The 22711-nt window shown below is 70.3% G+C and carries 16 protein-coding genes; 6 read left to right on the forward strand and 10 right to left on the reverse strand.

Translation table 11 applies throughout. The annotated features are described in order from the left end of the window. Positions 1–110 precede the first annotated feature (110 nt). The 3 genes from R9X44_RS11570 to R9X44_RS11580 all read left to right on the forward strand — a co-directional run bounded on the left by R9X44_RS11570 (position 111) and on the right by R9X44_RS11580 (position 3247). Positions 111–1037 carry an alpha/beta hydrolase gene (locus R9X44_RS11570; protein ID WP_319814060.1) on the forward strand — a complete coding sequence of 309 codons (927 nt, stop codon included), beginning with the start codon at positions 111–113 and terminating at the stop codon, positions 1035–1037. Between the two features lie 3 nt (positions 1038–1040). Further along, entirely contained in the window at positions 1041–2333 is a 1293-nt protein-coding gene (locus tag R9X44_RS11575) for an MFS transporter (RefSeq protein ID WP_319814061.1), read from the forward strand. A 113-nt stretch (positions 2334–2446) separates the two neighbouring features. Next, the gene (locus tag R9X44_RS11580) at positions 2447–3247 is read left to right on the forward strand and encodes an alpha/beta hydrolase (RefSeq protein ID WP_319814062.1); all 801 of its coding nucleotides are present in this window, start codon (positions 2447–2449) and stop codon (positions 3245–3247) included. Between the two features lie 703 nt (positions 3248–3950). On the opposite strand, the gene R9X44_RS11585 is transcribed toward R9X44_RS11580, so the two are convergent. Together R9X44_RS11585 and R9X44_RS11590 are read right to left on the reverse strand one after the other, a co-directional pair. Next, positions 3951–5225, reverse strand: coding sequence for an RNA polymerase sigma factor (locus R9X44_RS11585; protein WP_319814063.1), 1275 nt, complete (start codon positions 5223–5225; stop codon positions 3951–3953). A gap of 2 nt (positions 5226–5227) precedes the next feature. Continuing rightward, entirely contained in the window at positions 5228–5578 is a 351-nt protein-coding gene (locus R9X44_RS11590; RefSeq protein WP_319814064.1) for a YciI family protein, read from the reverse strand. Positions 5579–5782: 204 nt separating this feature from the next. Between R9X44_RS11590 and R9X44_RS11595 the strand changes: the two genes are divergently transcribed. Next, the gene (locus R9X44_RS11595) at positions 5783–6808 is read left to right on the forward strand and encodes an NAD-dependent epimerase/dehydratase family protein (protein WP_319814065.1); all 1026 of its coding nucleotides are present in this window, start codon (positions 5783–5785) and stop codon (positions 6806–6808) included. A 20-nt stretch (positions 6809–6828) separates the two neighbouring features. Here the strand turns inward: R9X44_RS11595 and R9X44_RS11600 are convergent, their stop codons facing one another. Beyond that, positions 6829–7050, reverse strand: a complete 222-nt coding sequence (locus R9X44_RS11600; protein ID WP_319814066.1) for a hypothetical protein — start codon at positions 7048–7050, stop codon at positions 6829–6831. 29 nt (positions 7051–7079) lie between these two features. Beyond that, positions 7080–7772, reverse strand: a complete 693-nt coding sequence (locus tag R9X44_RS11605) for a TetR/AcrR family transcriptional regulator (RefSeq protein ID WP_319814067.1) — start codon at positions 7770–7772, stop codon at positions 7080–7082. 336 nt (positions 7773–8108) lie between these two features. Between R9X44_RS11605 and R9X44_RS11610 the strand changes: the two genes are divergently transcribed. Next, positions 8109–8282 carry a hypothetical protein gene (locus tag R9X44_RS11610; protein WP_319814068.1) on the forward strand — a complete coding sequence of 58 codons (174 nt, stop codon included), beginning with the start codon at positions 8109–8111 and terminating at the stop codon, positions 8280–8282. Between the two features lie 836 nt (positions 8283–9118). Here R9X44_RS11610 and R9X44_RS11615 read toward each other — a convergent pair. Next, entirely contained in the window at positions 9119–9634 is a 516-nt protein-coding gene (locus R9X44_RS11615) for a hypothetical protein (RefSeq protein WP_319814069.1), read from the reverse strand. A gap of 976 nt (positions 9635–10610) precedes the next feature. After that, the gene (locus tag R9X44_RS11620) at positions 10611–12329 is read right to left on the reverse strand and encodes an ABC transporter ATP-binding protein (RefSeq protein ID WP_319814070.1); all 1719 of its coding nucleotides are present in this window, start codon (positions 12327–12329) and stop codon (positions 10611–10613) included. A 605-nt stretch (positions 12330–12934) separates the two neighbouring features. Between R9X44_RS11620 and R9X44_RS11625 the strand changes: the two genes are divergently transcribed. Next, the gene (locus R9X44_RS11625) at positions 12935–14110 is read left to right on the forward strand and encodes an SEFIR domain-containing protein (RefSeq protein ID WP_319814071.1); all 1176 of its coding nucleotides are present in this window, start codon (positions 12935–12937) and stop codon (positions 14108–14110) included. A 46-nt stretch (positions 14111–14156) separates the two neighbouring features. Here R9X44_RS11625 and R9X44_RS11630 read toward each other — a convergent pair whose 3' ends face one another. From R9X44_RS11630 to R9X44_RS11645, 4 genes are read right to left on the reverse strand one after another with little or no spacing between them, the layout of a single operon-like run. Then, positions 14157–16661: an RNaseH domain-containing protein gene (locus tag R9X44_RS11630; protein ID WP_319814072.1), complete on the reverse strand. Its 2505-nt coding sequence runs from the start codon at positions 16659–16661 to the stop codon at positions 14157–14159. Continuing rightward, the gene (locus R9X44_RS11635; protein ID WP_319814073.1) at positions 16661–19870 is read right to left on the reverse strand and encodes a hypothetical protein; all 3210 of its coding nucleotides are present in this window, start codon (positions 19868–19870) and stop codon (positions 16661–16663) included. The genes R9X44_RS11630 and R9X44_RS11635 overlap by 1 nt, the downstream gene beginning before the upstream one ends. After that, on the reverse strand, positions 19867–21009 hold the full coding sequence (locus tag R9X44_RS11640; RefSeq protein ID WP_319814074.1) for a hypothetical protein: 1143 nt from the start codon (positions 21007–21009) through the stop codon (positions 19867–19869). The genes R9X44_RS11635 and R9X44_RS11640 overlap by 4 nt, the downstream gene beginning before the upstream one ends. Continuing rightward, positions 21006–22655 carry a PD-(D/E)XK nuclease family protein gene (locus R9X44_RS11645; protein ID WP_319814075.1) on the reverse strand — a complete coding sequence of 550 codons (1650 nt, stop codon included), beginning with the start codon at positions 22653–22655 and terminating at the stop codon, positions 21006–21008. Before R9X44_RS11645 ends, R9X44_RS11640 begins: the two co-directional genes overlap by 4 nt. Positions 22656–22711: the final 56 nt, after the last annotated feature.

Here is a 22711-nt window from a genome sequence, read left to right on the forward strand (position 1 = left end):
TGTTACAGAAACCGGCATAAGTACGTCAGATAACGCATGCCGGTTCTTCGGCCCCGGACCTAGCGTGAACGAGCCGTCCCAACGGCACAGCCCACGGCACCGGAGCGCCCATGACGGACCCCGTCCTCGAACCAGCGGCCCAGGCGTTCGCCAACGCCACGGCGAACCCGCCCTACCTGCACGACCTCCCGCCCGACGAGGCGCGCGCGGCGCTCGCCGACGCGCAGCGGCCGCCGCTCCCGGTGCCGGGCGTCGTCCGGGGGCGGCTGCCGGAGGCCGGCCTGACCGTCTACCGGCCCTCGGACGCCGCCGGGGCGCTGCCCGTCGTCGTCTATCTGCACGGCGGTTGGGTGTTCGGGGACGAGGACACCCACGGCTCGCTCGCCGGGGAACTCGCGCGCGCGTCCGGCGCGGCCGTCGCGTTCGTGCACTACAGCCGCGCGCCCGAGGCCCGCTACCCCGTCGCGCTCGACCAGGCGCGCGCCGCACTCGACTTCCTCGCCGGGCACGGCCGCGCGCTCGGCCTCGACCCGGCGCGCGTCGCCGTCGCCGGGGACTCCACCGGGGGCACCCTCGCCGCCGCGCTCACCCTGCTCGCGCGGGACAGGCTGCGCGCCCAGGTGCTGCTCTACCCCGCGACCGACGCCTCCTTCGACACCCCGTCCTACCTGCGCTTCGCCGAGGGCTACTACCTGCGCCGCGACGGGATGCGGCGGCTGTGGGACCACTACCTTCCCGACCTCACGCAGCGGGACGCCGCCACCGCGTGTCCCCTGCGCGCCAAGGACCGTGACCTATACGGGCTGCCGCCCGCGCTGGTCGTCACCGCCGAGGCCGACGTGCTGCGCGACGAGGGCGAGTCCTACGCCGCACGGCTGCGCGCCGCCCGCGTGCCCGTCGCCGCGGTGCGCTACCAGGGCGTCATCCACGACTTCGCCACCCTGCACTGCATGCGCGCCACCCGTGCCGCGCGGCAGGCCATCGACCAGGCCGGGCGTTTCCTCGCGAGGGAACTCGGCACCGCTGAAAGGGGGTAGCGCGTGTCCACCGGACGCGTCACCAGGGCCGCCGTCATCGGCAGCGTCATCGAGTACTACGACTTCGTGCTGTTCGGCCTCGCCGCGGCGCTCGTGTTCAACGACGAGTTCTTCCCGTCGTCAAGCCCGCTCGCCGGGTCGCTCGGGGCCTTCGCGGCGTTCGCCGTCGGCTTCCTCGTGCGGCCGCTCGGCGGCATGCTGTTCGGCCACTTCGGCGACAGGATCGGACGGCGTCCCGTGCTCGCCGCGACGGTCCTGCTGATGGGCGTGTCGACCGCCGGGATCGGGCTGCTGCCGACCTACGACCAGGTCGGCGTGCTCGCGCCGATCCTCCTCGTCGCGCTGCGGCTGGTCCAGGGGTTCGGCGCGGGGGCCGAGTACGTCGGCGCGCTCGTGCTCGTCGCGGAGTCGAGCGCGCCGCGCCGGCGCGGGCTGTGGGCGTCGCTGCCCGGGGCCGGCGTCGGGCTCGGCATCCTCAGCGGGACGCTCGCCTTCACCGTCGTGTCCGCGCTGCCAGCGACGGCGACGTGGGCGTGGCGTGTGCCGTTCCTGCTCAGCCTCGTCGGCGTCGCGCTGGGGCTGTACCTGCGGGCGGGAGTTCCCGAGTCGGCGCTGTTCGAGGCCGAGCGGGCCAAGGGCGTCAGCAGGCTTCCGGTCGCCGAGGTCGTCCGGCGGCATCCGCGCGCGCTGCTCACCGCGGCCGCCTTCGCCGCGCCGTTCGGGGCCGCCTCGTACGTCATCAACGTGTTCGTGCTCTCGTATGTGACCAAGTCGGTCGGCCTGTCGGCGACGACCGCGCTCACCGCCAACCTCGCGGCCGGGGCGCTGTCGGTGCTGCTCACCCCGCTGTTCGGGCTGCTCAGCGACAGGATCGGGCGCAAACCGGTCTTTCTGGGCAGTGCCGTGTTCCTCGGGGTGTCGGCCTTCCCGCTGTTCTGGCTCTTGGACACCGGCGAACCCGTGCTCGTGGTGGCCGCCGTGGCGGTCTCGTACGGGGTCGGGATCGGCGGGATGTGGGCCGTGCAGGGGACGCTGCTCACCGAGATGTTCCCGACCAGGTACCGGTACACCGGCATCGCCGTCGCCAGGGAGTGGGCGGCCGCGCTCGGGAGCGGGCCCGCCCCGTTCGTCGCGACCGCGCTCGTGGCCTGGGCCGGTGGGGCTTCGTGGCCGATCTCCGTGCTGCTCCTCGGGTGCATGGTGCTCGCCTGCGCCGCCGTCGCACGGCTGCCGGAGACCCGCGACGCCGACCTCGCCGCGCGCCCGGCGGAAACCCGCGCGGTTGCAGTCATCTGACCGATGACCGCCACGGCGTCGCCGGATTAGCTTCGTGGCAACGCCGCCGAGCGGGCAGGAAAGGCAAGACGCCGCAGCTCACCGCCTCGTCCGAACCGAAAGGAACCACCGCCATGAGCAAGCCCGACACCATCGTCCTGATCCACGGCTTCTGGGTGACCCCCCGCTCCTGGGAGGACTGGATCGCCCACTACGAGGCCAAGGGCTTCAAGGTGATCGCCCCCGCCTACCCGGGCTTCGAGGTAGAGGTCGAGGCGCTGCGCGCCGACACGACGCCGATCGAGAACCTCAGCGTCGACGCCGTCGTCGACAAGATCGCCGGGATCATCGAGGGGCTCGACGCGCCGCCGATCATCATGGGCCACTCCGCCGGGGGCGTCTTCACCCAGCTCCTGCTCGACCGGGGGCTCGGCGCGGTGGGCGTCACGTTCAACTCCGCGCCGACCGAGGGCGTCAAGGTGGTGCCGCTCAGCCAGATCAAGTCGACCTTCCCCGTGCTGAAGAACCCGGCGAACCACCACAAGGCCGTGCCGATCAGCTTCGAGCAGTGGAACTACGCCTTCACCAACACCTTCCCCGAGGACGAGGCGCGCCGCCTCTACGACAGGTACGCCATCCCCGTCTCCGGCCGCGTCCTTTTCGACAGCGTCCTGGCGAACTTCCAGCCGGGCCACCAGTCCACCTGGGTCGACTACAGCAACGACAAGCGCGCCCCGCTGCTGTTCATCTCCGGCTCGGAGGACAACATCATGCCGCCGAAGGTCCAGGCGTCCAACGCCAAGCACTACAAGTCGGCCGCCACCACCACCGAGGTCAAGGTCTACGACGGCTACCCCCACCTCCTGCCCGCCGCCCCCGGCTGGCAGTCCATCGCCGACGAGGCCCTCACCTGGGCCCTCACCCACACCCCCTGACCCCCCGGCCCCGCCGCGCAACGACGCGCGACACGCACCGGGGCCCGCGCGGCGGCGCGACCCCCGGCCCGAATCAAGCCCGAGGCCCCAATCCCGCGGGAGCCGGTGCGGCAAGCGTGGCCGTCGTGCTCCCTCGACGGCGGGAGCCTTCGGAGCGGGGCTCAGCGCGACATCGGGTCGGGGGCCGTGTCGGGGCCCGCGCCGGGGACCACCGACGCGGAAGCGTCGGAGCGGGCCTTCGGGGCGGGGCCGCCCGGTGGGATCCCGAATCCGGGGCCTTCGGGATGCGGCTCAGTGCGGGGGCATCGGAGCGGGGGCGTCGGAGCAGGGCCGCCCGGTGGGTCCCCGAATCCGGGGCCTTCGGGGTGCGGCTCAGCGCGGGGGCGTCGGGGCGGGGGCGTCGGCTCGGGGGCCGTGTCGGGGCCCCGCGCCGGGGACCACCGACGCGGAAGCGTCGGAGCGGGCCTTCGGGGCGGGGCCGCCCGGTGGGATCCCGAATCCGGGGCCCTCGGGGTGCGGCTCAGTGCGGCGGCGTTTGCGGGGGTGTCGGGGCGGGGGCGTCGGAGCGGGAGCGTCGGAATGGGGCCGCCCGGTGGGTTCCCGAATCCGTGGTCCTCGGGGTGAGGGTCAGTGCGGCGGCGTTTGCGGGGGTGTCGGGGCGGGGTGGCGGCTTTGGGGCGTCGGGGGGTGGGGGGAGGGGTGGTCAGGGTGGGGGTGTCGGGTTTGGGAGGGTGGTGAGGCGGTGGTGGAGGTGGGTGCGTTCGGGGAGGGTGCAGGGGAGGGAGAGGGCTGTGCGGTAGGCGGCGGCGGCTTCGGCGGGGCGGTTCAGGCGGGTCAGGAGGTCGGCGCGGGCGGCGTGGTAGGGGTGGTGGCGGCGGAGCTTCGGGTCGTCGGCGAGGGCGTCGAGGAGGGCGAGGCCGGCTTCTGGGCCCTCGCACATGGCGACGGCCACGGCGCGGTTCAGCGCCACGACCGGGGACGGGGACAGCGCCAGGAGGACGTCGTAGAGCGCGACGATCTGGGGCCAGTCGGTGTCGTCGGCGGTCGCGGCCTCGTCGTGCAGGGCGTTGATCGCGGCCTGGACGCCGTACCGGCCGGGCGGGCCGCCGGTCAGCGCCCGCACGGTGAGCCCCCTTCCCTCCTCGATCATCGGACGGTCCCACCGCGCCCTGTCCTGGTCGGCGAGCAGCACGAGGCGGCCCCCGGCGTCGACGCGCGCGTCCCTGCGGGCGTGCGCGAGCAGCATCAGCGCGAGCAGCCCCGCCGCCTCACGCTCGGCGGGCAGCAGCCGGTGCAGCACCCGGGCGAGCCTGATCGCCTCCTCGGCGAGGCGGGAACGCTGAAGTTCCGGGCCGCCGCTCGCCGCGTACCCCTCGGTGAACAGCGAGTACAGCACCTGGAGCACGCCGGGCAGCCTGCCGGGCAGCTCGTCCTTCGCCGGCACTCGGAACGGGATGCGCGCGGTGCGGATCTTGTTCTTGGCGCGGACGATCCGCTGCGCCATCGTCGCGTCGGGCACGAGGAACGCCCGCGCGACCTCGGGCGTGGTCAGCCCGGCGAGGCAGCGCAGGGTGAGCGCCGCCCTGTCCTCGGCGGCGAGCGCGGGATGCGCGCAGGTGAAGAACAGGGCGAGCCGCTCGTCCGGGAGGCCGCCGTCGCCGTCGGACGGGGCCGCCTCGCCCGTCCGGTCGGCCTCGGCCTGGAGGATCGCCAGGCGCGCGGCAAGCGCTTTGTCCCTGCGCAGCCTGTCCACCGCCTTACGGCGGGCCGTCGTGAGCAGCCACGCCCCTGGACGCGCCGGGACCCCGTCCACCGGCCAGCGCGCCAGCGCCGCCTCGATCGCGTCCGACGTGGCGTCCGCGGCGAGGTCGAGATCGCCGAACCTGCGGACGAGGGCGGCGAGGAGCCGTCCGCGTTCCTCGCGGAACACCAGCTCCACCGACGCCGCGGCGTCCTCGCCCGCGCCCCCGTCCGGCACGGTCAGGCCCCGAAGTCCGCGACCGGGCGGACCACGACGGTGCCGCCGCCGTGCGCGCCCGGGCAGCGGGCCGCCCACTCGAGCGCCTGGTCGAGGTCGGGCACGTCGATCACGTAGAAGCCGCCGACGACCTCGCGGGTCTCCGGGAACGGCCCGTCGGTGACGGTGCGCGACCCGTCGGCGGCGACGCGGACGGCCGCGGCCGTCACGAGGTCGGCCAGGGACTCGCCGGAGACGAAGATCCCCGCGTCGCGGACGTCCTTGTCGTAGGCCATCCAGTCCTCCGGCGTGCATCCCTGCGCCCCGCCGTCCTCGGCGACGGCCCCGGCGTGGATCAGCAGCAGGTATTTCATGGCATTCCCCTTGTCCTGTCTTCGGTGTGCGGCGGCCGCCGCACACCACAACGACGAACGGGACCCGCCCGTATCGACGCCCGCATGAGAGAAGTCTGCCCGGAACTTCTCCGAAAGATTTTCGGATTTCCCGCCGCCCGGGGCTGCCGCGCGACGCCCGGGAGGGCGACAATCACACGACGCGCGGTGCGGTGAGGAGGACGTGTGGGCGAGACGGTCTTGGTGACGGGCGGCAGCGGGTTCGTCGGGAGCCACCTTCTGGCGGCGCTGCTGGCCAGGGGATACCGGGTGCGGGCGACGGTCCGCGACCTCGCCGACATGCGCAAGACCGGGCCGCTGCGCGGGCTGCCCGGCGCCGAGCGGCTCGACCTGTACGCGGCCGACCTGCTGCGGCCCGGCTCGTTCGCCGAGGCGATGGACGGGTGCCGGACCGTGTTCCACGTCGCCTCGCCGTTCCGGATGCCGGAGAAGATCCGCGACGGACGCGCCGAGATGCTTCAGCCCGCCCTCGAAGGCACACGGAACGTGCTCGGGACCGTGGACGCGACCCCGTCGGTAGAGCGTGTCGTGCTCACCTCGACGGTCGGCGCGATCTTCGGCGACTACATCGACGTCCACGCCATGCGGGACCGCACCCTCACCGAGGAGTACTGGAACACCACGAGCACGATCGACACCAACCCCTACCACCACGCCAAGACCATGGCGGAACGCGAGGCATGGCAGATCGCCGACGCGCAGGACCGCTGGTCGCTCGTCGTGCTCAATCCCGGACTCGTCCTCGGCCCCTCATTCACCCCCTCCTCGGAATCCGGCAGCCTCTTCCTGATGGACGAGCTGATGCGCGGCCTGTTCTTCTACGGCGCGCCGGACTTCAGCTTCACCGTCGTGGACGTCCGCGACGTCGCCGAAGCCCACATCCGCGCCGCCGAGACCCCCTCCGCCAAGGGCCGCTACATCCTCGCCCACCCGGACATGTATTCCTTCGCCCAGATCGCCAAGATCATCCGTTCCCACTACCCCCGCAAATTCCTCATCCCCCGCCACACCGTGCCCAACGCGGCGGTCCGCGTCCTCGGCCCCCGCTTCGGCCTCACCCAGGACTACATCCGCAACCACCTCGGCATCCGCTTCACCGTCGACAACACCCGCAGCACCCGAGACTTCGCCCTCACCTACCGCCGCATCGACCAGACCATCCTCGACCACTACGAGGCATGGCGCTCCTGACCCACCCCACCCCCTGGCGCTCAGCCTGGGGAGGCGCCGGGGAGGCCGGTGCCGTCGCCGTAGAAGTTGTCGAGGAAGAGGTCGAGGGCGGCGAGGTCCGGGTGCCCCAGCACCCTGTCCTCGACCTCCGCGGCCTCCTCGAGTTGGCGCATTCGTGCCCTGACCACGCGCGAGACATCGCCCGTCGCCCGGTACCACCGGGCGAGCAGATCGCGCTCTTTCCCGAACTCCGCATCGCTCACACCCCCATCCCTACCCCCGTTCTGCCAATTCACCCGGGTTCGGCCGGGGAAGGCGGCTTGAGCATCGGGACGAGGAAGCGACGGGCGAGTGCGGCGAGCTGCGCGTCGTCGTCAAGGTCGACAAGGGGGCTCGGGATCGCGAGGAAGGACGCGGAGATCCGCACCATCATCTCGGCGACGAGATCGGTGTCGAGATCCGCCGCGACAGTGCCCGCGCGCTGCTCGCGCCGGATCTGGCCCGCGACGAACTGCCGCACCGTGGCGACGGTACGGCCCCCGTCGCTGATCATCGACGGCAGCGCCACGTCGGGCTCGGTCGCGATGATCCCGCCGATCAGCGGGTTGTCGCGGATCGCCCGCAGCGAGCTGACGAACCCGAGCACCACCCGGTCGGCGGCGGTCTCGGCCCGTTCGATGTCGATGAGGAACCTGTCGAAGTAGCGCCGGAACTCACGCCGCACGACCTGCTCGACCAGCGCGTCCTTGGTCGCGAACCGCCGGTAGACGGTGATCCGCGAGACGCCTGCGCGCCGCGCGACGTCCTCCATCGTGGAGCGCTGGATGCCCATCCGGCAGAACTGGTCGTAGGCGGCGTCGAGCACCCGCCCCCGCGACTCGTCGACGTCATCGACCCGCTCGATCGCGTCGGCATAGGCCCGCTCGAGCAACGACGCGGGCTCCCCCGTCGTGTCCGCGGCGAAAAAGGACACCCCTGGCTCCATGCTTCCCTCCCGAGACGGACCCCCGCCGTGCACTCCCCCGCGCCACCGGTTCCCCGCATACCAACCCCCCACGATATCGGCCTTGCAGCCCCCGACACAGTGCGCCCAACAGGGCGCCCAACACAACGCGCACCCAACATGGCGCGCCCCGAAGCAGCGCGCCTGGCACGGCCCGCTGCCACCACGATCCATGATACACCGAACCGCAACTCGTATCACCGTATCACCACGCGCGGCCGCCGCACGACCGCCGCGCGACCGCCGCGCGCCCATCCCGGCCAGAGCGGAACCGGAAGGTGACGGCCCGTCGACGCCGTCGGCACGTAGGGTGCGCCCATGACCCTCGCCAGCAGTGAGCAGCGGCTTCGCGACGAGGCACGTGTCGCGATCCTCAAGGCAATCAAGACCAAGGCCGACCACATCGCCCGCAAGCAGCCCGACGCCCCCGGCTCCCAACTCCGCGACCTCGCCGAGGCTTACGCCGTCCTCACCTCCACCGACTCCCCCTGACCCTGATCGGCAGATTTGACAGTTAGCCGTTCGGTCTCCGGAGGACGCGGATCAGACGATGATCGCGCAGCCCGACAGAGGAAAGTTGCACTAGCTACGCCGGGCCCACCATTAAGTTCGCCGGGAGCTGGGTCCAGTCGTATCACAGGCCGAGATTCCGCGCGCACCTCTCTTGTACATACCCCCGGGGCGTCAGTCCCGAAGCTCGAGTTCACCTACACCCCCTTTCCATCCGAGCCTCTTTGAATTCGCCGAACTCGCCTACTGCCGGGCAGCGGCTTCAAGGCACGGCAACAAAGCCAGCACGCCCAGGGTGAATTTATAAATTTTAGTTCAAACTCTGAAACATGCCCATTGCGGTCAGAACCAGGATACAGACCGTCATACTTCCCACGAACCCTGCACCCGCAGACCCAATGACAGCTGGCCAGGACCTCCGATCGAGACATGCGGCAATGCCAGCGACGGTAGCGGCGAGAAGAGAAGTAAGCACGGCCACAGAAAGCCAGAGAGCGCGAATAATCATGACACGTCCCTTGAAATAGGAAGCTAGGAGAAATATCTGTACCGAGAAATCGGAAACCCTCGAAATTCGCACGAAACCGCTGGGATGATTTCCACGGATCATTGATCCCAGAAAAGGAAATATCACCACAGATCCCCCGCTCACCGGAGGCCGGATTAACGGGACGGCGAAATAGGACGGCCAGCATCTCCTAGAAATCGCATGGGATGCGCTATCATGAGAAACGCTGAGCCGTCAGTTCTGAGGCGAACTCATGCAGTGCGGTGTCGTCGGCCAGCCCGCTGGCGACACCTCCTATTCCTATGTCTTCCTATGTCGTAGCGCGCCCGCGTCTCACCCGGGGAGCCTTCGGCCTCATCTCGTCGAGCAAGGCACCCACCTCTCCAACCACGGCGTACCGGCCAGTCTCGGACTCTTCCAGCCATCCGTACTCAACGAGACGCTTCAGGCGTATGCGCATAGACTCGACCTTCCCCCGGACACCAACGTCCCCCAATGCCTCCACCACGTCTCGCGCCCGCATGGGACGCTGCGCGTCATGGAGCACTCGGACAGCCTGCTCCATCGCGGCCGACAAGGGCTGCCTTGGCTCAGCTCGATGGACCTGCCGAGGCACGTCCACATTGCTCTGATCACTGTTCCCTTTTCGCATAGTTCTCGACACGTCCACCGTTTCTGTAGAGGATCTCTCGATCTCCTCCTTGATCAGCGCAACGCTCTCCAACAACTTCTCGGCCGCAGCGATCTTCTCTTCGATCTCTGCAAACTGCCCACGCAGCGCTTCCAGTTGACGCGATGTCCTAACCTCGATATCTGCGAGTTCCATGAGGACCCCTTCCCGTTCGATTGGCACTAAGGCTACTACGGAGCATGGCATCAGTCGCGCATACGAACCACCCGACACGATGCCTTCGCCGTACTAGCCACCGCCGCATCCGTACATGCAATCAACAGGTCACACGGATCGCCGCGAGCATCAGCTCCGGTGACATCGGTGATAAAAACGACGAACTGGAGCGACTGGGCATCAGTTCCACCAGAATGAAGCGTGGGTGCACCGTCGGCATTACCTGTGTCTTAGCTTTTCCATACCAATGACCACCATCGTTGGAGCGACTCCATCAGACAGTCGTTGAAGCGTGCCAAGCGGTTAACGATGAACGTTGGTCGAGGTGCCGCACACTAGTGGCCCGCTCACCGGGCGGAACCGTCAGCGGGCCTTCAGACGCCGTTCGTGGTCAGGGATCTGCGGGTTTCGGCCCAGGGCAGTCTGCGGTGTGGGCGAAGGCAGCGGTCACGGCGACGAGGTCGATTCGGTTGCCGGGGCATGGGGAGCCGGGACCCGACACCGACCAGTCTCTACCTGCGACGGTCGTCGTGGTCCGGCACGCGGCAGGCCCACGCGGCTGGTCACTGAACGGGTACTGCGGCAACGCCCTTTGCAGACCAAGGAACGGGATTGTCCGCTCGGTCATCTGGGATTCGTGCGCCTCCGACAACGGCTGCATGCTCGTGCTCGCACCCCGCCTTGCGAAGCGCATGACGTCGTCGAAATGAACTATCTGGGGATGAGCGGTGCGGGAGGGTGCCGCAGAAGCAGTGCGTGGTGCGGGCACCCGCCACCGCATCCAGTGCCTCACGGACCACCAAGACCGCGAACGCTCCGAAGTGGACCCCGAACTCCCGCGTGTCTTCACCGTTGAGCAGCGCAGCCGTCCGAGGATCCGGCCTTTCCATTCTTGTCGGGGAGTTCCGCGGCCGCGTTCGCGCGACCACCGCAGCGCGCCGGGGCCAGCAACCGGTCAGGCGCTCGATGTCTCTTGGCTTCGGGCGTGCAGGCGCGCGTAGGGGCCGTCGGCGGTGAGCAGGGCGGTGTGGGTGCCGGATTCGGCCACCGCGCCGTCGGCCAGGACGACGATGCGGTCGGCGGCTCGGATGGTGGACAGGCGGTGTGCCACGACGATCGTGGTGCGGCCCTTGACGAGCCTGGCCAGCGCCTCCTGGACCAGGGACTCGGAGTGGGCGTCGAGGGCCGAGGTTGCCTCGTCCAGGATGAGGACCCGCGGGTCGCGGATGAGGGCGCGGGCGATGGCGAGGCGCTGCTTCTGGCCGCCGGAAAGGTGCGCGCCGTGCTCCCCGACGACGGTGTCGAGGCCGTCGGGCAGCGCCCTGACGAAGTCGAGGGCGTTCGCGTCGGCGAGGGCCGCGGTGAGCGCGGCGTCGGTGACGTCGGGCATGCCGTAGGCGACGTTGTCGCGCACCGACCCGTCGAACAGGACAGTCTCCTGCGGCACCACCGAGAGGAACCGCCGATACGTGCGCAGGTCGAGGTCGGCCATGTCGACGCCGTCGAGCAGAACCCGTCCCTCGGACGGCCGCAGGAAGCCGATCAGCAGGTTGGCCACCGTCGACTTGCCCGCACCCGATGCCCCGACCAGCGCGACGGTCTGCCCGGCCGGGATGTCGAGGGTGAGTCCCGCGACGGCGGGCGTGGCCACGTCGTCATAGCGGTAGGTCACGTCCTCCAGACGCAGCCGCCCGACCACCGACGTGACGGCCCGCTTCCCCGTGTTCTCCTCGAGGTCGGGCTCGTCCAGCACCTCCGCGAGCGACCGGACGGCCTCACGGCCACGCGTAAGCACCGGCGTGACGGCAAGGAGGGTGGTCGTCGCCGCGGTGAGCGTAGCGAAGTACGCGTTCAGCATGACGACGTCGCCGGCCGTCAGCCCGAACACGCCGTGGTAGGCGAGCAGGGCGGACCCGGCGAGGCACAGCAGGCCGAGCACGTGCATGATGCACCAGATCAGCGCGCCGAACCAGCCGTTCAGCACGCCGAGCCCGAACGCGCTGCGGCGCAGCCTGCCGAGGCCGGTGTCGAAGCGGGACACCGCGTGCCGTTCGAGGCCGTGCGCGCGGGCCACCGGCAGCAGCGTCAGCATCTCGAGGACGCCCGCGGACAGCCGCTCGTACTCGCGCCTGACCTCCTCGTTGGTCCTGCGCATCGGCCCGTTCAGCCGCGCGACGACGAGCCCGACGGCGGGAACCGTCACCGCGAACACCGGAAGCAGCTCCGGAGTCTTCACCGCGATGACGACGAATCCGCCGACAAGGGTCGTCAACGCCGAAAGCCCGATGTCGGTCGCCTGCCAGACCGTCTCCTCGATGTTCTCCACGTCCCTGACGAGCTTGGCGTGCAGCACACCCGAGCCGGTCCGCGCGTGGTACCCCATCGACAGCACCTGGAACCTCCGCGCCAGCGCCGAGCGCAACGCGACACCGAGATCAAGAACAACCCGGTACATAAGCCGCACATAGACCTGGTGCCCTGGCACGTTGAGCAGCAGCAGCACGAGCAGCACCCCGCAGTTGGCCCACAGCTCCGCGAGCGGCCCCCGCGCGACGACCACGTCCACCACGTTGGCCGCGCACAACGGCAGCAACCACAGCGGACTGTGCTTGACGACGAACGCCACGACCGCCCCGGCAAGCCGCGCCCTCCCCGGCGCGAGCAACCGCGCCATCGTCCAAAAGGGCCGCTCCGCCCGAAACCCGTCAAGCGCACCCGCATACCCCGACACGACTCTCCCCAACTCACCCGACCAGACGCTCCCAGCGCCCCAAGTCTGCTCCTTCCACCAAACCGTAGCAAATTTTCACTTTCCACCCCATTTCTTGCGACCCCCGCACCGCCGAGCAACGGACGATGCGGCCAGACTCCCCGCCCTCCGCGACGCCATCGAGGCCGAGACGAACACCGCCCCGGGCCCTGTCCGTCAACGACCGCCGCGATGCCCTCAAGGACCACCCCGCACCCCCAACCGCACCTCCCCCAGGTAACCGAAGTGACCGCCCGCCAATCCAACCCTTAATAACCATCGCGGTCTGCTCACGCTCATGCCTGCGGCACCGCGGTTTTCCCCGCGCCAGAAAACAGCCCCGCTCCGCGTCGCAAAATCCCTGCTCCGGCCATAATTCTGAGCTCCTTGAATAGTTTCTCATGTTGTTTGTCCGACTCCACTCTGGAATGACAGTGGAGAATCCGGAAAGTTCCCCACCGGGGATTCTCCGCTCTGGAAACCTTCCGGGTGTCAGCGACGACCCCGAACAGGAAGGACACGGAGCGCGCATGGAGACGATCATCAAGGAGATCACCGTCGCCCATCGGGGCGAACGGAAAGTGGATCTCTCACCGCAGGGAATCCGGGCCGGAGTCATCGAGCTCAGCCCCTGGCAGATCCACCCGCTGCCGCCCGGCTCGCACACCGCGATCGACGGCGACGCCTACCTGATCAAGATCAATTATGAGCTCGAGCTCGACGGCGACCTCCACGACGGGCAGTGGTTCGAGGTGGGCTTCGCCTTCCAGGCCGCCGAGGGGACGGTGTCGGTCCTCGACGCGGTCCCCGGGGCCTCCTCGGCCCCGCGCGAGGAGCGGGCCTACCTCGTCGACCAGTACCTGCAGCTGGCCCAGGTTCCCCTCGCGACGCCGAACAGCGTCGGCCTTCCGGCCAGCGACGATGTGACCAACGTCTTCGGCATCGGCCGCTCCAGCGTCCGCTGGGGGCACCGCCCGCCGCGAGGGGGCGTGCTGGGCCCCGGATCACGCGCGGCCTGGGCCGTGGTCCTCGTGCCCACCGGATGCACGGAAGTGAACGTCGAGTTCTCCGCGCGCTATCGGATGTCGTTGGAGTTCGCGCTCGATTTTGATCCGCTGGACAGCTCCGGCGAATTCACGCTTGAACTGCCGAACGCGCGTTCCCGGGGACCTGTTGTGCCGCCGCCTCCGCCTGGAAACAAGAAGGCGATGCCCTCGGATGACCCGGGTTCGCACCGCGTATTCATCTGCTACGCGCACGACGACGACGCCCACAAGCTCAGTGCGCTGCATTTCGCGCACCTCCTGCAGGACCTGGACCACGACGTCCACATCGACCAGTTGACGGACCGGTGCCGCCGCAACTGGGACGACTGGGCGACCCACCAGATCGCCTCCGCCGACTTCGTCGTCATTCTGGCCTCGCCCATGGCCCACGCCGTCGGGGCGGGCACGATCTCCGACGACCGCCACAAGGGTCTGCGCAACGAGTTCGACATCATCCGAAACCTGCGCCACGGTGGGCGGAGCAGGTGGACGATGAAGGTGTTGCCGGTGGTCCTGCCCGGCGAATCCGTCGAGAACCTGCCGTTCTGGGTGTTCTCCGAGATCGTCGACCACTACATCATCGACGACTTCACCCCCGAGGCCCTGGCCGACCTGCTCAAGGCCATGGACGCCGCCAAGCCGTTCCTCCAGGAGCCCTGAGCCGACCGTGGACGGCGGGAGGCGCCACCTCCCGCCGTCCTCTCATTCAGACCTCGTCGGCCCGCTCACCGAACGACCTGTGGTCCGGGTGGTCGCGGTCGAGGGAGATGGCAAGGTGGAGCGGTGCCGGGACCAGCGTCCTGCCGTCCCAGGAGATCGACTGGTCGCACAGGCGGGCGGTCAGCGCCGCCAGCGTGGTGGCGGACCAGGAACCGCACCGGACGGGGACGATCTCCTTCGCGGTGAAGGAGTGCCAGTCCTTGCCCAGGTGGTAGTCCCGCCATTCGTCGTCGGGCAGCGTCCACCTGGTGTGTTTGACGCCGGTCCTGCCTCCCTTGGCCGAGTAGGTACGTGACGTGCCCGCGAACAACCACGAAGGCTGCTCGGTTCCGTCGAGCCGGTAGACCCTGGCTCCGGGGGCGGCGGGCTGGAGTTCGTCGTCCGGCTGGTTGGCCGCCTCCACCCGGTCGATCGGCCGGCCGATCTCCGCCATGTCCGTCAGCACCCGGACCACCGCGACGTCGTGGCCCGCCTCGACCAGACGGTCCCCCGGCAGCGCCGCCCCCGGGACCGCGCCGTTCTGCAGGCCGGGCCACACGGTCCGGACGGCGGGGGCGTCGGTGAAGACGACGATCGGCACGTCCCAGGACGAGGCGAGCAGCGACAGCCTCCGGTCGACCTCCTCCCTGGTGCGCACGGCCTTCTCCTGCGTACGGCCGAAGGTGTCGTCACCGATGGGCGCCGCGTGGAAGGCCGCGGTACCCGACCCGCCGGGCAACCACCTGTCCGTGACGGCGTCGTAGTGCAGAACACGCCAAGCCGACAGGTCGTCAGGATCGACGTACAGGGCAGACATGACGAGCACAAGGGGCGAGTCGTCGCCGTCGCTGCGCTGTCTCCGGGCATGAATCCCCACGAGCAGCGCGGAGCGGTCCAGGGGGTGCGACCTGTGCTTGGTGGTGAGCGCGTTCAGGAGCCTGCGGTCGAGCACGCCGGCCGCGCGCAGAAGATTGCGCAGAGCGTTCTCCGCCGCGTGCTTCAGTTCCTTCTTGTTCCGGACCTCCTTGGCCGGGAGTCCTGGAGGATCGGTCGCGAGGAACTGCGTCGGAACGCCACGGTGCGCGAAGAGGCGGCGCAGGTGCGGTTTGGCGTCGCGTTCGGGAGGTTCGGCCTTCGCGTGGAACTCGGTCTCGATCCAGGCTGCGACAAGTCGTCGGCCGTCGGTGGCGAGGTCGAGTTCGGTGAGCGCCGCGGCGCGGTTGACCGTCTCGTGTGCGACGAGTTCCGGGCAGTGACGCAGAACGACGTCGAGCCGGTCGTTGATGGCGAATCCGTCCTCGCCGGGTTCGGGGAGAACGGTCTGCCCGGCGAGTTCGGCCAGTTCGGCGAGCATCCGCGTCCTGGCGTCAGGCGTGCGGTAAAGACAGGCGAGCGTCACGCGCTCGTGCCCCGAAGCCCGGACGCCTTCGGCGCCCAAGCCGCCCACCGGATAGCCGGTCACTGCCCTGGGCAGCTTGATCTCCTTGTCCGGCCGGTAGTCGAGCGGGACGAGGTCGGGAAGCTCCCCGGTGATGTGGTCGTGCAGGAAGCGCATGAAGCGCGGGCCGAGGCCGCTGCCGACCAGGTGCTTGCGGCTGGAGAACGTCTGCGGCCTGACGGTCTCGATCGCGTCCGCGAGGCCCTCATCCGACGGGAGGCGCAGCGGCTTCAGCGCACACGCCTGGAAGATCTTCGCGATGGCCGGGTCGAGGCAGCTCTCCCAGACGTCCGGGTCCGCCTCGGCGCGTCTGCGCATGACGCGCAGGCGGAGAACGGGCCGCTTGTCGCCCGCGCCTCCATCGATCCATGTGTACCTGGCCCCCCACCATCCGGTGGAGATCCTGGACAGATGGGCGTCGAAGGCGAGGACGAGATCCTCCATGCCTTTGCGGGTGACCAGCCGTACCGAGATCTTCGCCATGCTGTGGGACCGTGTGCCGGACAGCGCGAGCAGGTCCCCGCGGTCCCAGACCAGGAGGTTCCCGTCGGTGTCCATGCGGAGGTTGAGTTCCCGCCCGTCCAGGCGCAGCGGTTTCCGGGCGAGCTTCCTCATGACCTGCCAGGCGGCGGTGCGGAACACCCAGTTCGGCGCCGTCGGGGCGAGCCCTGGCCGGTAGCCCACGAACCTCTCGAAGGAGCGGTGTGGGACGGCCGCGGGCAGGTGCTCCGCCAGGCGGGCCTCGCCCCGGCCGTCACGCACATGGTTCTCCCAGGTCCGGGTGCCGATCCGCAGACGGTGGTCGAGTGCGCTGGTGCTGGTGAGCAGCAGCCCGGTCGTTCCCTCGGCTGTCTCCTCCCTGCTGAGGTCCACTGCCCCGAACAGCATGACGGGGTCGCCCGTCACCGCCGTCAGGCCGGTGGCGAGGGCCGCGTATCGGTGTCGCCTTCCCCTTGGCCGGGGAAGGTCGTCCCACGCCTCGGAGAAGTTCTCGGTGAGCGGGTAGGCGGTGATCGAGCCGAGCACGGCTTCCAGCCGGTCGCGGGGGATCCGGTAGGCGAGCGTGAGGAGCATCAGTTCTCGTTCCGTCCGTGGGCGTAGTCGAGGATCGCGTCGAGGGTCGTGCCGTAGTAGGCGCGCAGGTCGGCCAGGACGTCGGCGCCCCAGCCGGCCTCCAGTTCCCGGATCAGGGTCGCCAGGTCGTTGCCGCCGGAGGTGTCGTGGAAGGCTCCGTCCACGAGGTGCAAAACCGCCGACGTGCCGCCGCGGCGTGCCCGGCCGACGAGCTGGACGCCGCCGACGAGGATCTCCGCGACGACGGAGAGCCGCACATCACGGGGCTGGGACTGGAAGTACGGGGGTTTGCTGACGATCTCGTCGAAGTACTCGAGCGCGGTGCTCCGGCGCTCGTCCAGGATGTCGCGCGGTGCCCCGGAAAGACGTTTCACCGTGGCGTGGGCCTTGGCGTGGACGTGCGCGAGCAGTTCCGCGGGCTCGTCGATGAGGGGAATCGGGCGGACGAGCAGCCACACCGAGCCGAGCGCCGACCTGTCGTCCTGCCCGATCATGTTCACCCCGCGTTGGACCCTGGCCAGGGGCGCGATGAGGATTTTGGCGGTGCTCCCGGGGAACTCGTCGAGCCGGTCGGCGGGGAGGGTCTGCCAGCCGCGCACGTCGTCGCCTGACACGGTGTCGGTCGGCCTGCACGCCACGCAGATGTGGGAAGGGGTCGCGCCCGCCTCGATGAGGCCGCGCGCGATGTCCGGGCCTGAGCTGTACGACGTCGTCGCGATCAGGACTCGCTGCCGCTCCTCGTCCTGCACGGCGAGCCTGTCGAGTTCGTCACGCAGATGGTCCGTCCACAGGCCGGCCGCGATCCGCCGCGTGGCGTCGGTCCTGGCCGATCCCGACGTGCCCGACACGCGCACCGCTACGCCGTGCCGATCGGGTACCGGGACCGCCCTGATCCGCACCGCGCCGGAGTTCACGTCGGGGACCCACCAACGCGGCTCGGTGTGCAGGTGATGGTGCGGCGCGCCCGGGAAGTAGGACGTCGCGGACATGCCGAGGACGATGCGCCGTGTGCCGGAATGCGCGAGTGCCGTGATGTCGCCGAGCCCCACGACGTAGGAGTGGGGGTCGCCGCCGAACGCCGCGGTCGACAGCCGCACGGGCTGGTTGCCGCTGTCGTCGTAGGACTCGGTGAACGCGAAGACGAGGCGGCCGAGCGGTCCCCTCGGCGTCGCCTGCCAGCGCCCGTAGCCGCCGAGCGCGTCGGCGATCTCCTGTGCGGAGCCGACGCCCGCGGCGTCGAGCTGCCCGGTGTTGGCCAGGAGCGCGTGCAGGTAGCCGCGGATCTTCTCCAGCAGAGCGCGCCGCAGCACACGGTTCACCGCGCCGCCTCGTTCCGCCACGGGCAGGTGGGTGAAGAGCCCGTCGAGCGCGACGCGGGCCGCGAGCACGGCGGCTCCGCCGAGGCCGCCGGTCACCGCGAGGTCGAGCAGCCGCCGTGCCTCGGCGAAGCCCTCGGGCTCGTCGGGCAGGGGCTCGCGCTCGTTGTGGAACAGCGAGCGGAAGAGCGCCCGCCGGCGGTCGTCGACGTCCTCCGGCTCCACCCCGAAGAGCGCCCCGGCCAGCCAGTTGTCCCAGCGGCGCGGCACGATCCAGTTGCGTCCCGGGCCGGGTTTACGCCGCTTGTGCGACGACGACGCCGCTCCGATCCTGTCGTAGGTGACGTGGCTGACGTAGAGCTCGGACAGGTAGCGGAGTCCGAACAGGGCGTCCCTGACGTAGGCGTCGACCTCCGCCTGGAGCTCGCCGAAAGCCTCGCCGAAGTCCGCGTCGAAGCGGCGCAGGAGCGTGTCTGTCCTGCCCCCTTCGTCCAGGACGAGGCCGCGGCCCGCCTGCTCGATGCACCCTCGTTGGAACTGGTCGACCTCGTCGATGACGACGACCTGGCAGCGGCGGAGGACCAGTTCCTCGACCGTCACCCGGTCGCTTGGCCCGTCGCCGTCGTCCACCGGGGTCTGCAGCCTTCCGGTGATCAGGTTGGCGTGCGACGTGACGATGACGTCGGCGGAGAGGGCTTCGCGGACACGGTCGAACTTGCCGCAGGTGATCCGCCAGGGACACGCGACGGTCTCGTCACGCCTTCGGTTCGGACGGGGACTGCGCAGCTTCGCGCACGGCTCGCGACCGGGCCGCCAGCCGTCGACGCCGTCGCCGCCCGACTCGGCGGACGGCAGGGCACAGCCGTATCCGAACTTCCCCCAGATCCATGCGAGGTCGGGGGAACCGCCGCGCCGCGCGTTCGTCCCCGCGGTCTCGGCCACCCGGATCATCGACTGCGGCGAGACCAGCGGGACGATCTTCGCGCCCTCCCGGAAGTGCGCGACCGCCGACTCGATCCTGGACGCCGCCTTGACGACGTCGGCGTTGGTCGGCAGCACGAAGGCCGCGGTCACCTCGTTGCGCACCGCCCAGCAGGCGAAGACCTCCACCAGGACCACTGACTTGCCGAAGCCCGTGTAGGCGAGGAGTTCGTTGATCCGGCCGGCGGTGAGGCACAGGCCCGCCGAGACGTCCGAGACGGCACTGCGGATCTCGTTCTCGAACTTGCGCACCCGGTCCGCGCGGAACGCCTGTCTCCCCCGGTCCACCTCGTGCTTGTCGATCTCCTCCGCGATCTCGGCCAGCTCGGCGAACGGGACCATGAGCTCGGGCAGGTCCGGGGCGTCCCGGAGTGGAGGCGGCGGGACGGCGGGCGGCGCGTGGTGCGGCTTGATGAAGTAGTGCGTCGTGGGGACGCGTTCACTGCGCCGGCCGAGCCCCCGAACCGAGGTCGTCGCGCGGTGCGGTCCGGCGGCGGCCACCGGAAGGGACCGGAGCCGACGCGCGCGGAGGCCGTCCAGCCTCGCGAGCATGCCGTCCACGAAGTCCGGCAGGGACATCCCGGGATCGACGACGACGGTCCCCTCGACTCCGTCCACGGGCGCGCAGCCCGGAATGTCTCCCTTGCGGAGAAGGGAGTCGAAGAGCTCGCCCATCAACTCCTCGACCATGCTGTTCGCCCGGTGTTTGAGGAGGCGCGCGAACCTCTTCCGTTCGGTGCCGGACAGCGTCTCCCAGCCCGACCAGCAGTCGACATGCCCGTCGATGACGTACCTGACCTCCTCATACGTCGTCGTGCGGCAGAAGCCGCCCCCGTCGTCGGCGGGGAAGTAGCTCGCGGCGAGCCCCGCCGCGGCGGCCAGCACCGCGCTGGTGTGCTCCCTGCTCGTCACCGGTTTCCCTTCGTCGCGCTGCGCACCGTCGCGCGCAGTCGTGTCTCGGTCATGACCTGCTTCGGGGAAAGGGCACTTCTGAGGACCACGCTCTGGTGTTCGTGGGTGCGCGGCAGCAGGACGGGGGCCCGCGGCGGCTTCTCGCGCAGCCGTCGCAGCAGGCGGTGCACGGAGTTGTACTCCTTGACGTCCGCGATGTAGACCTTCGGGCCCGCGGTGACGCGCAGGTCGTAGGCGTCGAACTCCGGCCAGAGCTCAACACACGCGCCGAGCGCTTCGAGGTCCCTCGCGATGCGCAGCTCGGTGCATCCGGGCACGATGACGAACCGCCAGATCCCCGGCTCCGCGCAGACGACGCCCTCGGCGTCCCGCGGCTCAGGCACCGGGCCCCGACCGCTCTCGTCCACCCGGCGGAGCTCGGGCGGGTCGCCGTCGATCAGATGGAACCGCGCCGCGTGCGGCCGATAGGGGCAGTGGACCCGGTTCCCGCAGACGCGCATGGGCCAGCGGCACTCGGGGCACGGCCACCACACGCCGGTCCCGTCCCGTCCGACGCGCACCCGGTCGGCGGGCAGTTCCATGAAGTCGGGCACCGGGGGCGACCCCCGGAGCCCGCTCAACGCCTCACCGATCTGTTCCTGGGAGCCCGCCGCGTTCTCGATGAGGAAGCGCCGCCCGGCTACGTACTCTTCCTGGTCACGGGACGCCCTGAGGCCACGGAACGCCTGCTCGCGGATGCGGTCGGCGCGCATCCGCGCCCAGCGCGGCATCCACGGCCGGCCTTCGGCCTCACCGTCGAGCGGCAGGACATACTCGCAGGCGACGCTGTGGGCCGCCGAGCTGAGGGCGTCGCCCTCCAGCAACCTGACCGAACTGATCATCTCGTCGGCGTCCCCGGCGAAGGCGAGCAGGTCGCCGAGCGGCTCATGGAGGTGCGCGACCAGGTCCATCGGCGTCGTGGGCCCCTCCGCCGGACCGCACGCCTCCATGACGACCCCCGTCATCCTGGCGATCTCGAACATCGCGTCAGGGCGCCGGCCGCGAAGCGACCAGGCGAACGCGGCGCGCAGGGCCGCGGTGACCACCCGGTCCTGGCGTTGGGCCAGCTCGTCGGGGTGCACAAGGCCGTCCGCGCTCATCGGCTCGCCTTCTTCTCGCCGCCGGGGCACCAGCGGGCGAACGAGCAGCTTCCGCAGTCTTCGCCGGGCTTCTCCTTGTGGGTCGTGTCCTTCAGCCACTCCTCCACCAAGGACGTGATCACACGGCGGGCGCGCGCGACGATCACGGGATCCGTGACGCCGAACTCCTTCAGCACGGGGCCTGAGGCGGTAAGGCGCTCAAGCTCCACCCGGCAGCCGCCCGTGCCTCCCGGCAGCGCGCCGTGGGCCGAGAGCAGGACGCCGAGGGCCATCTGCGGGTAGCGTTCCAGCACGCCGCCCTCGTCCGCTCGTCGCGTGGTCTTCGTCTCCCGGAGGGTCCAGCCCCGTTCGGTCCGGTAGAGCAGGTCCGCCTTGGCGATCACGACGACGTCCGCCGTAGGGTCGAAGGCGACGACCGTCTCCTCGGGACGCACGTCGAGTGCCGCCGAGTGCGTCGTGATGGGGCAGGTCAGGGCGTGATCTCCGGTCATCTGGACCGCGAGGCGCGCGACGGGTTCGGGAAGACCGCGCGCGGCCTCCAGGATGCCGCGTTCTCCCTCGGCGTCGGGTGGCGCGCAGGCGGTGACCGGTGTACGCCGGTGCTGCGCCTCAAGCCAGGAATGGACGACCCTGCCCCGCTTCGTCGCGGAGGTCTCCTCCGACTCCCAGTGCCTGGGCAACCGGAGCTCGTCCAGGTGCGTCGGAGCCGGGCACCGGACGTAGGACCTGCCCGTCTTGACCGACCACACCTTCCGGTAGGGGCCCGGCTCCGCCACCCCGAGCAGCCCGGGAACCGACGGAACCGCCGGGCACCGGCCAAGGAGCGGACAGCCCACGCAGTCGTCGCCCGGCGCGTGCCCGGTCCCGCGCGCGGCGTGCCAGAGCCTTTCCTCGGTGTCATGCGTGTACGCGACGTGCGCCTCGGTTCCGGTCCCGTCGAACAGGATCTGGTGGGACCCGTCGGCCAGGCCGATCTCGACCACCCGAATCCGTTCGACGGGGTGCGGGGCGCCGAGCGTGTAGCCACCGGGACCCCACGCCCGGCCGAGCACTCGCCGCGCGCTCGCCACGACCCCCGCCGCCAGACCGATCTCCGCCGTGTCCGGTGCTCGGCCGTCGACGGATCCGTGGCGCAGCAGGCGCAGTTCACGGATGCCCGCTCCGTCGAACCTCCGGCCGGTGACGGTCTCCTCATGACGGATCGGCGTCCCGTCAACGGTGAGCGTGCGCTTCCTCGCCCACCCGTGGGAGACCGGCTCCACGACGGCGCCTTCGGCGCGCAGCCCGGCGTCGATCTCCTGTTCCGCCCGGAGGTAGTGCCTGAACGCGTGCGCGGCCCACCGCGCGTGCGCGTTGTGCAGTTTCCGGGACGACGACGCCTTCCAGGCCGTCAACGCCGCCTCGTCGTCAAGTCCGTCGAAGGCCCGGCTGTCGAGCAGCCGCTCCACCGGCGCGAGGGCGTACGTGCTCGGCCGCGCCCGGCCGCGCGGAACCGGGTCGGTCGCGCTCAGACCCGGCCGCACCTTCAGCGCGAGGCGCTGCGGGCACGCACGCGCGTCGGCGCGCACATGCGACGGACGGAAACGCAGCAGGTTCGGGTCACCCGAAACGCCCTCGGGAACCGTCCAGCCGTTCAGATACTCCATTTCAGTCCGCTCTCTCAATCCCGCGCAATACAATGCGCACGGCAAAGAAACTGGGG

The sequence above is a fragment of the Actinocorallia sp. A-T 12471 genome (assembly GCF_033875155.1).
Lineage (GTDB): Bacteria > Actinomycetota > Actinomycetes > Streptosporangiales > Streptosporangiaceae > Actinocorallia.

Bases quoted from the DNA above. Each gene is read 5' to 3' on its own strand.
- R9X44_RS11570 (WP_319814060.1), top strand. From the start codon at position 111: ATGACGGACCCCGTCCTCGAACCAGCGGCCCAGGCGTTCGCCAACGCC.
- R9X44_RS11580 (WP_319814062.1), top strand. From the start codon at position 2,447: ATGAGCAAGCCCGACACCATCGTCCTGATCCACGGCTTCTGGGTGACC.
- R9X44_RS11590 (WP_319814064.1), bottom strand. From the start codon at position 5,578: ATGAAATACCTGCTGCTGATCCACGCCGGGGCCGTCGCCGAGGACGGC.
- R9X44_RS11605 (WP_319814067.1), bottom strand. From the start codon at position 7,772: ATGGAGCCAGGGGTGTCCTTTTTCGCCGCGGACACGACGGGGGAGCCC.
- R9X44_RS11610 (WP_319814068.1), top strand. From the start codon at position 8,109: ATGACCCTCGCCAGCAGTGAGCAGCGGCTTCGCGACGAGGCACGTGTC.
- R9X44_RS11615 (WP_319814069.1), bottom strand. From the start codon at position 9,634: ATGGAACTCGCAGATATCGAGGTTAGGACATCGCGTCAACTGGAAGCG.
- R9X44_RS11620 (WP_319814070.1), bottom strand. From the start codon at position 12,329: ATGGCGCGGTTGCTCGCGCCGGGGAGGGCGCGGCTTGCCGGGGCGGTC.
- R9X44_RS11625 (WP_319814071.1), top strand. From the start codon at position 12,935: ATGGAGACGATCATCAAGGAGATCACCGTCGCCCATCGGGGCGAACGG.
- R9X44_RS11630 (WP_319814072.1), bottom strand. From the start codon at position 16,661: ATGCTCCTCACGCTCGCCTACCGGATCCCCCGCGACCGGCTGGAAGCC.
- R9X44_RS11640 (WP_319814074.1), bottom strand. From the start codon at position 21,009: ATGAGCGCGGACGGCCTTGTGCACCCCGACGAGCTGGCCCAACGCCAG.
- R9X44_RS11645 (WP_319814075.1), bottom strand. From the start codon at position 22,655: ATGGAGTATCTGAACGGCTGGACGGTTCCCGAGGGCGTTTCGGGTGAC.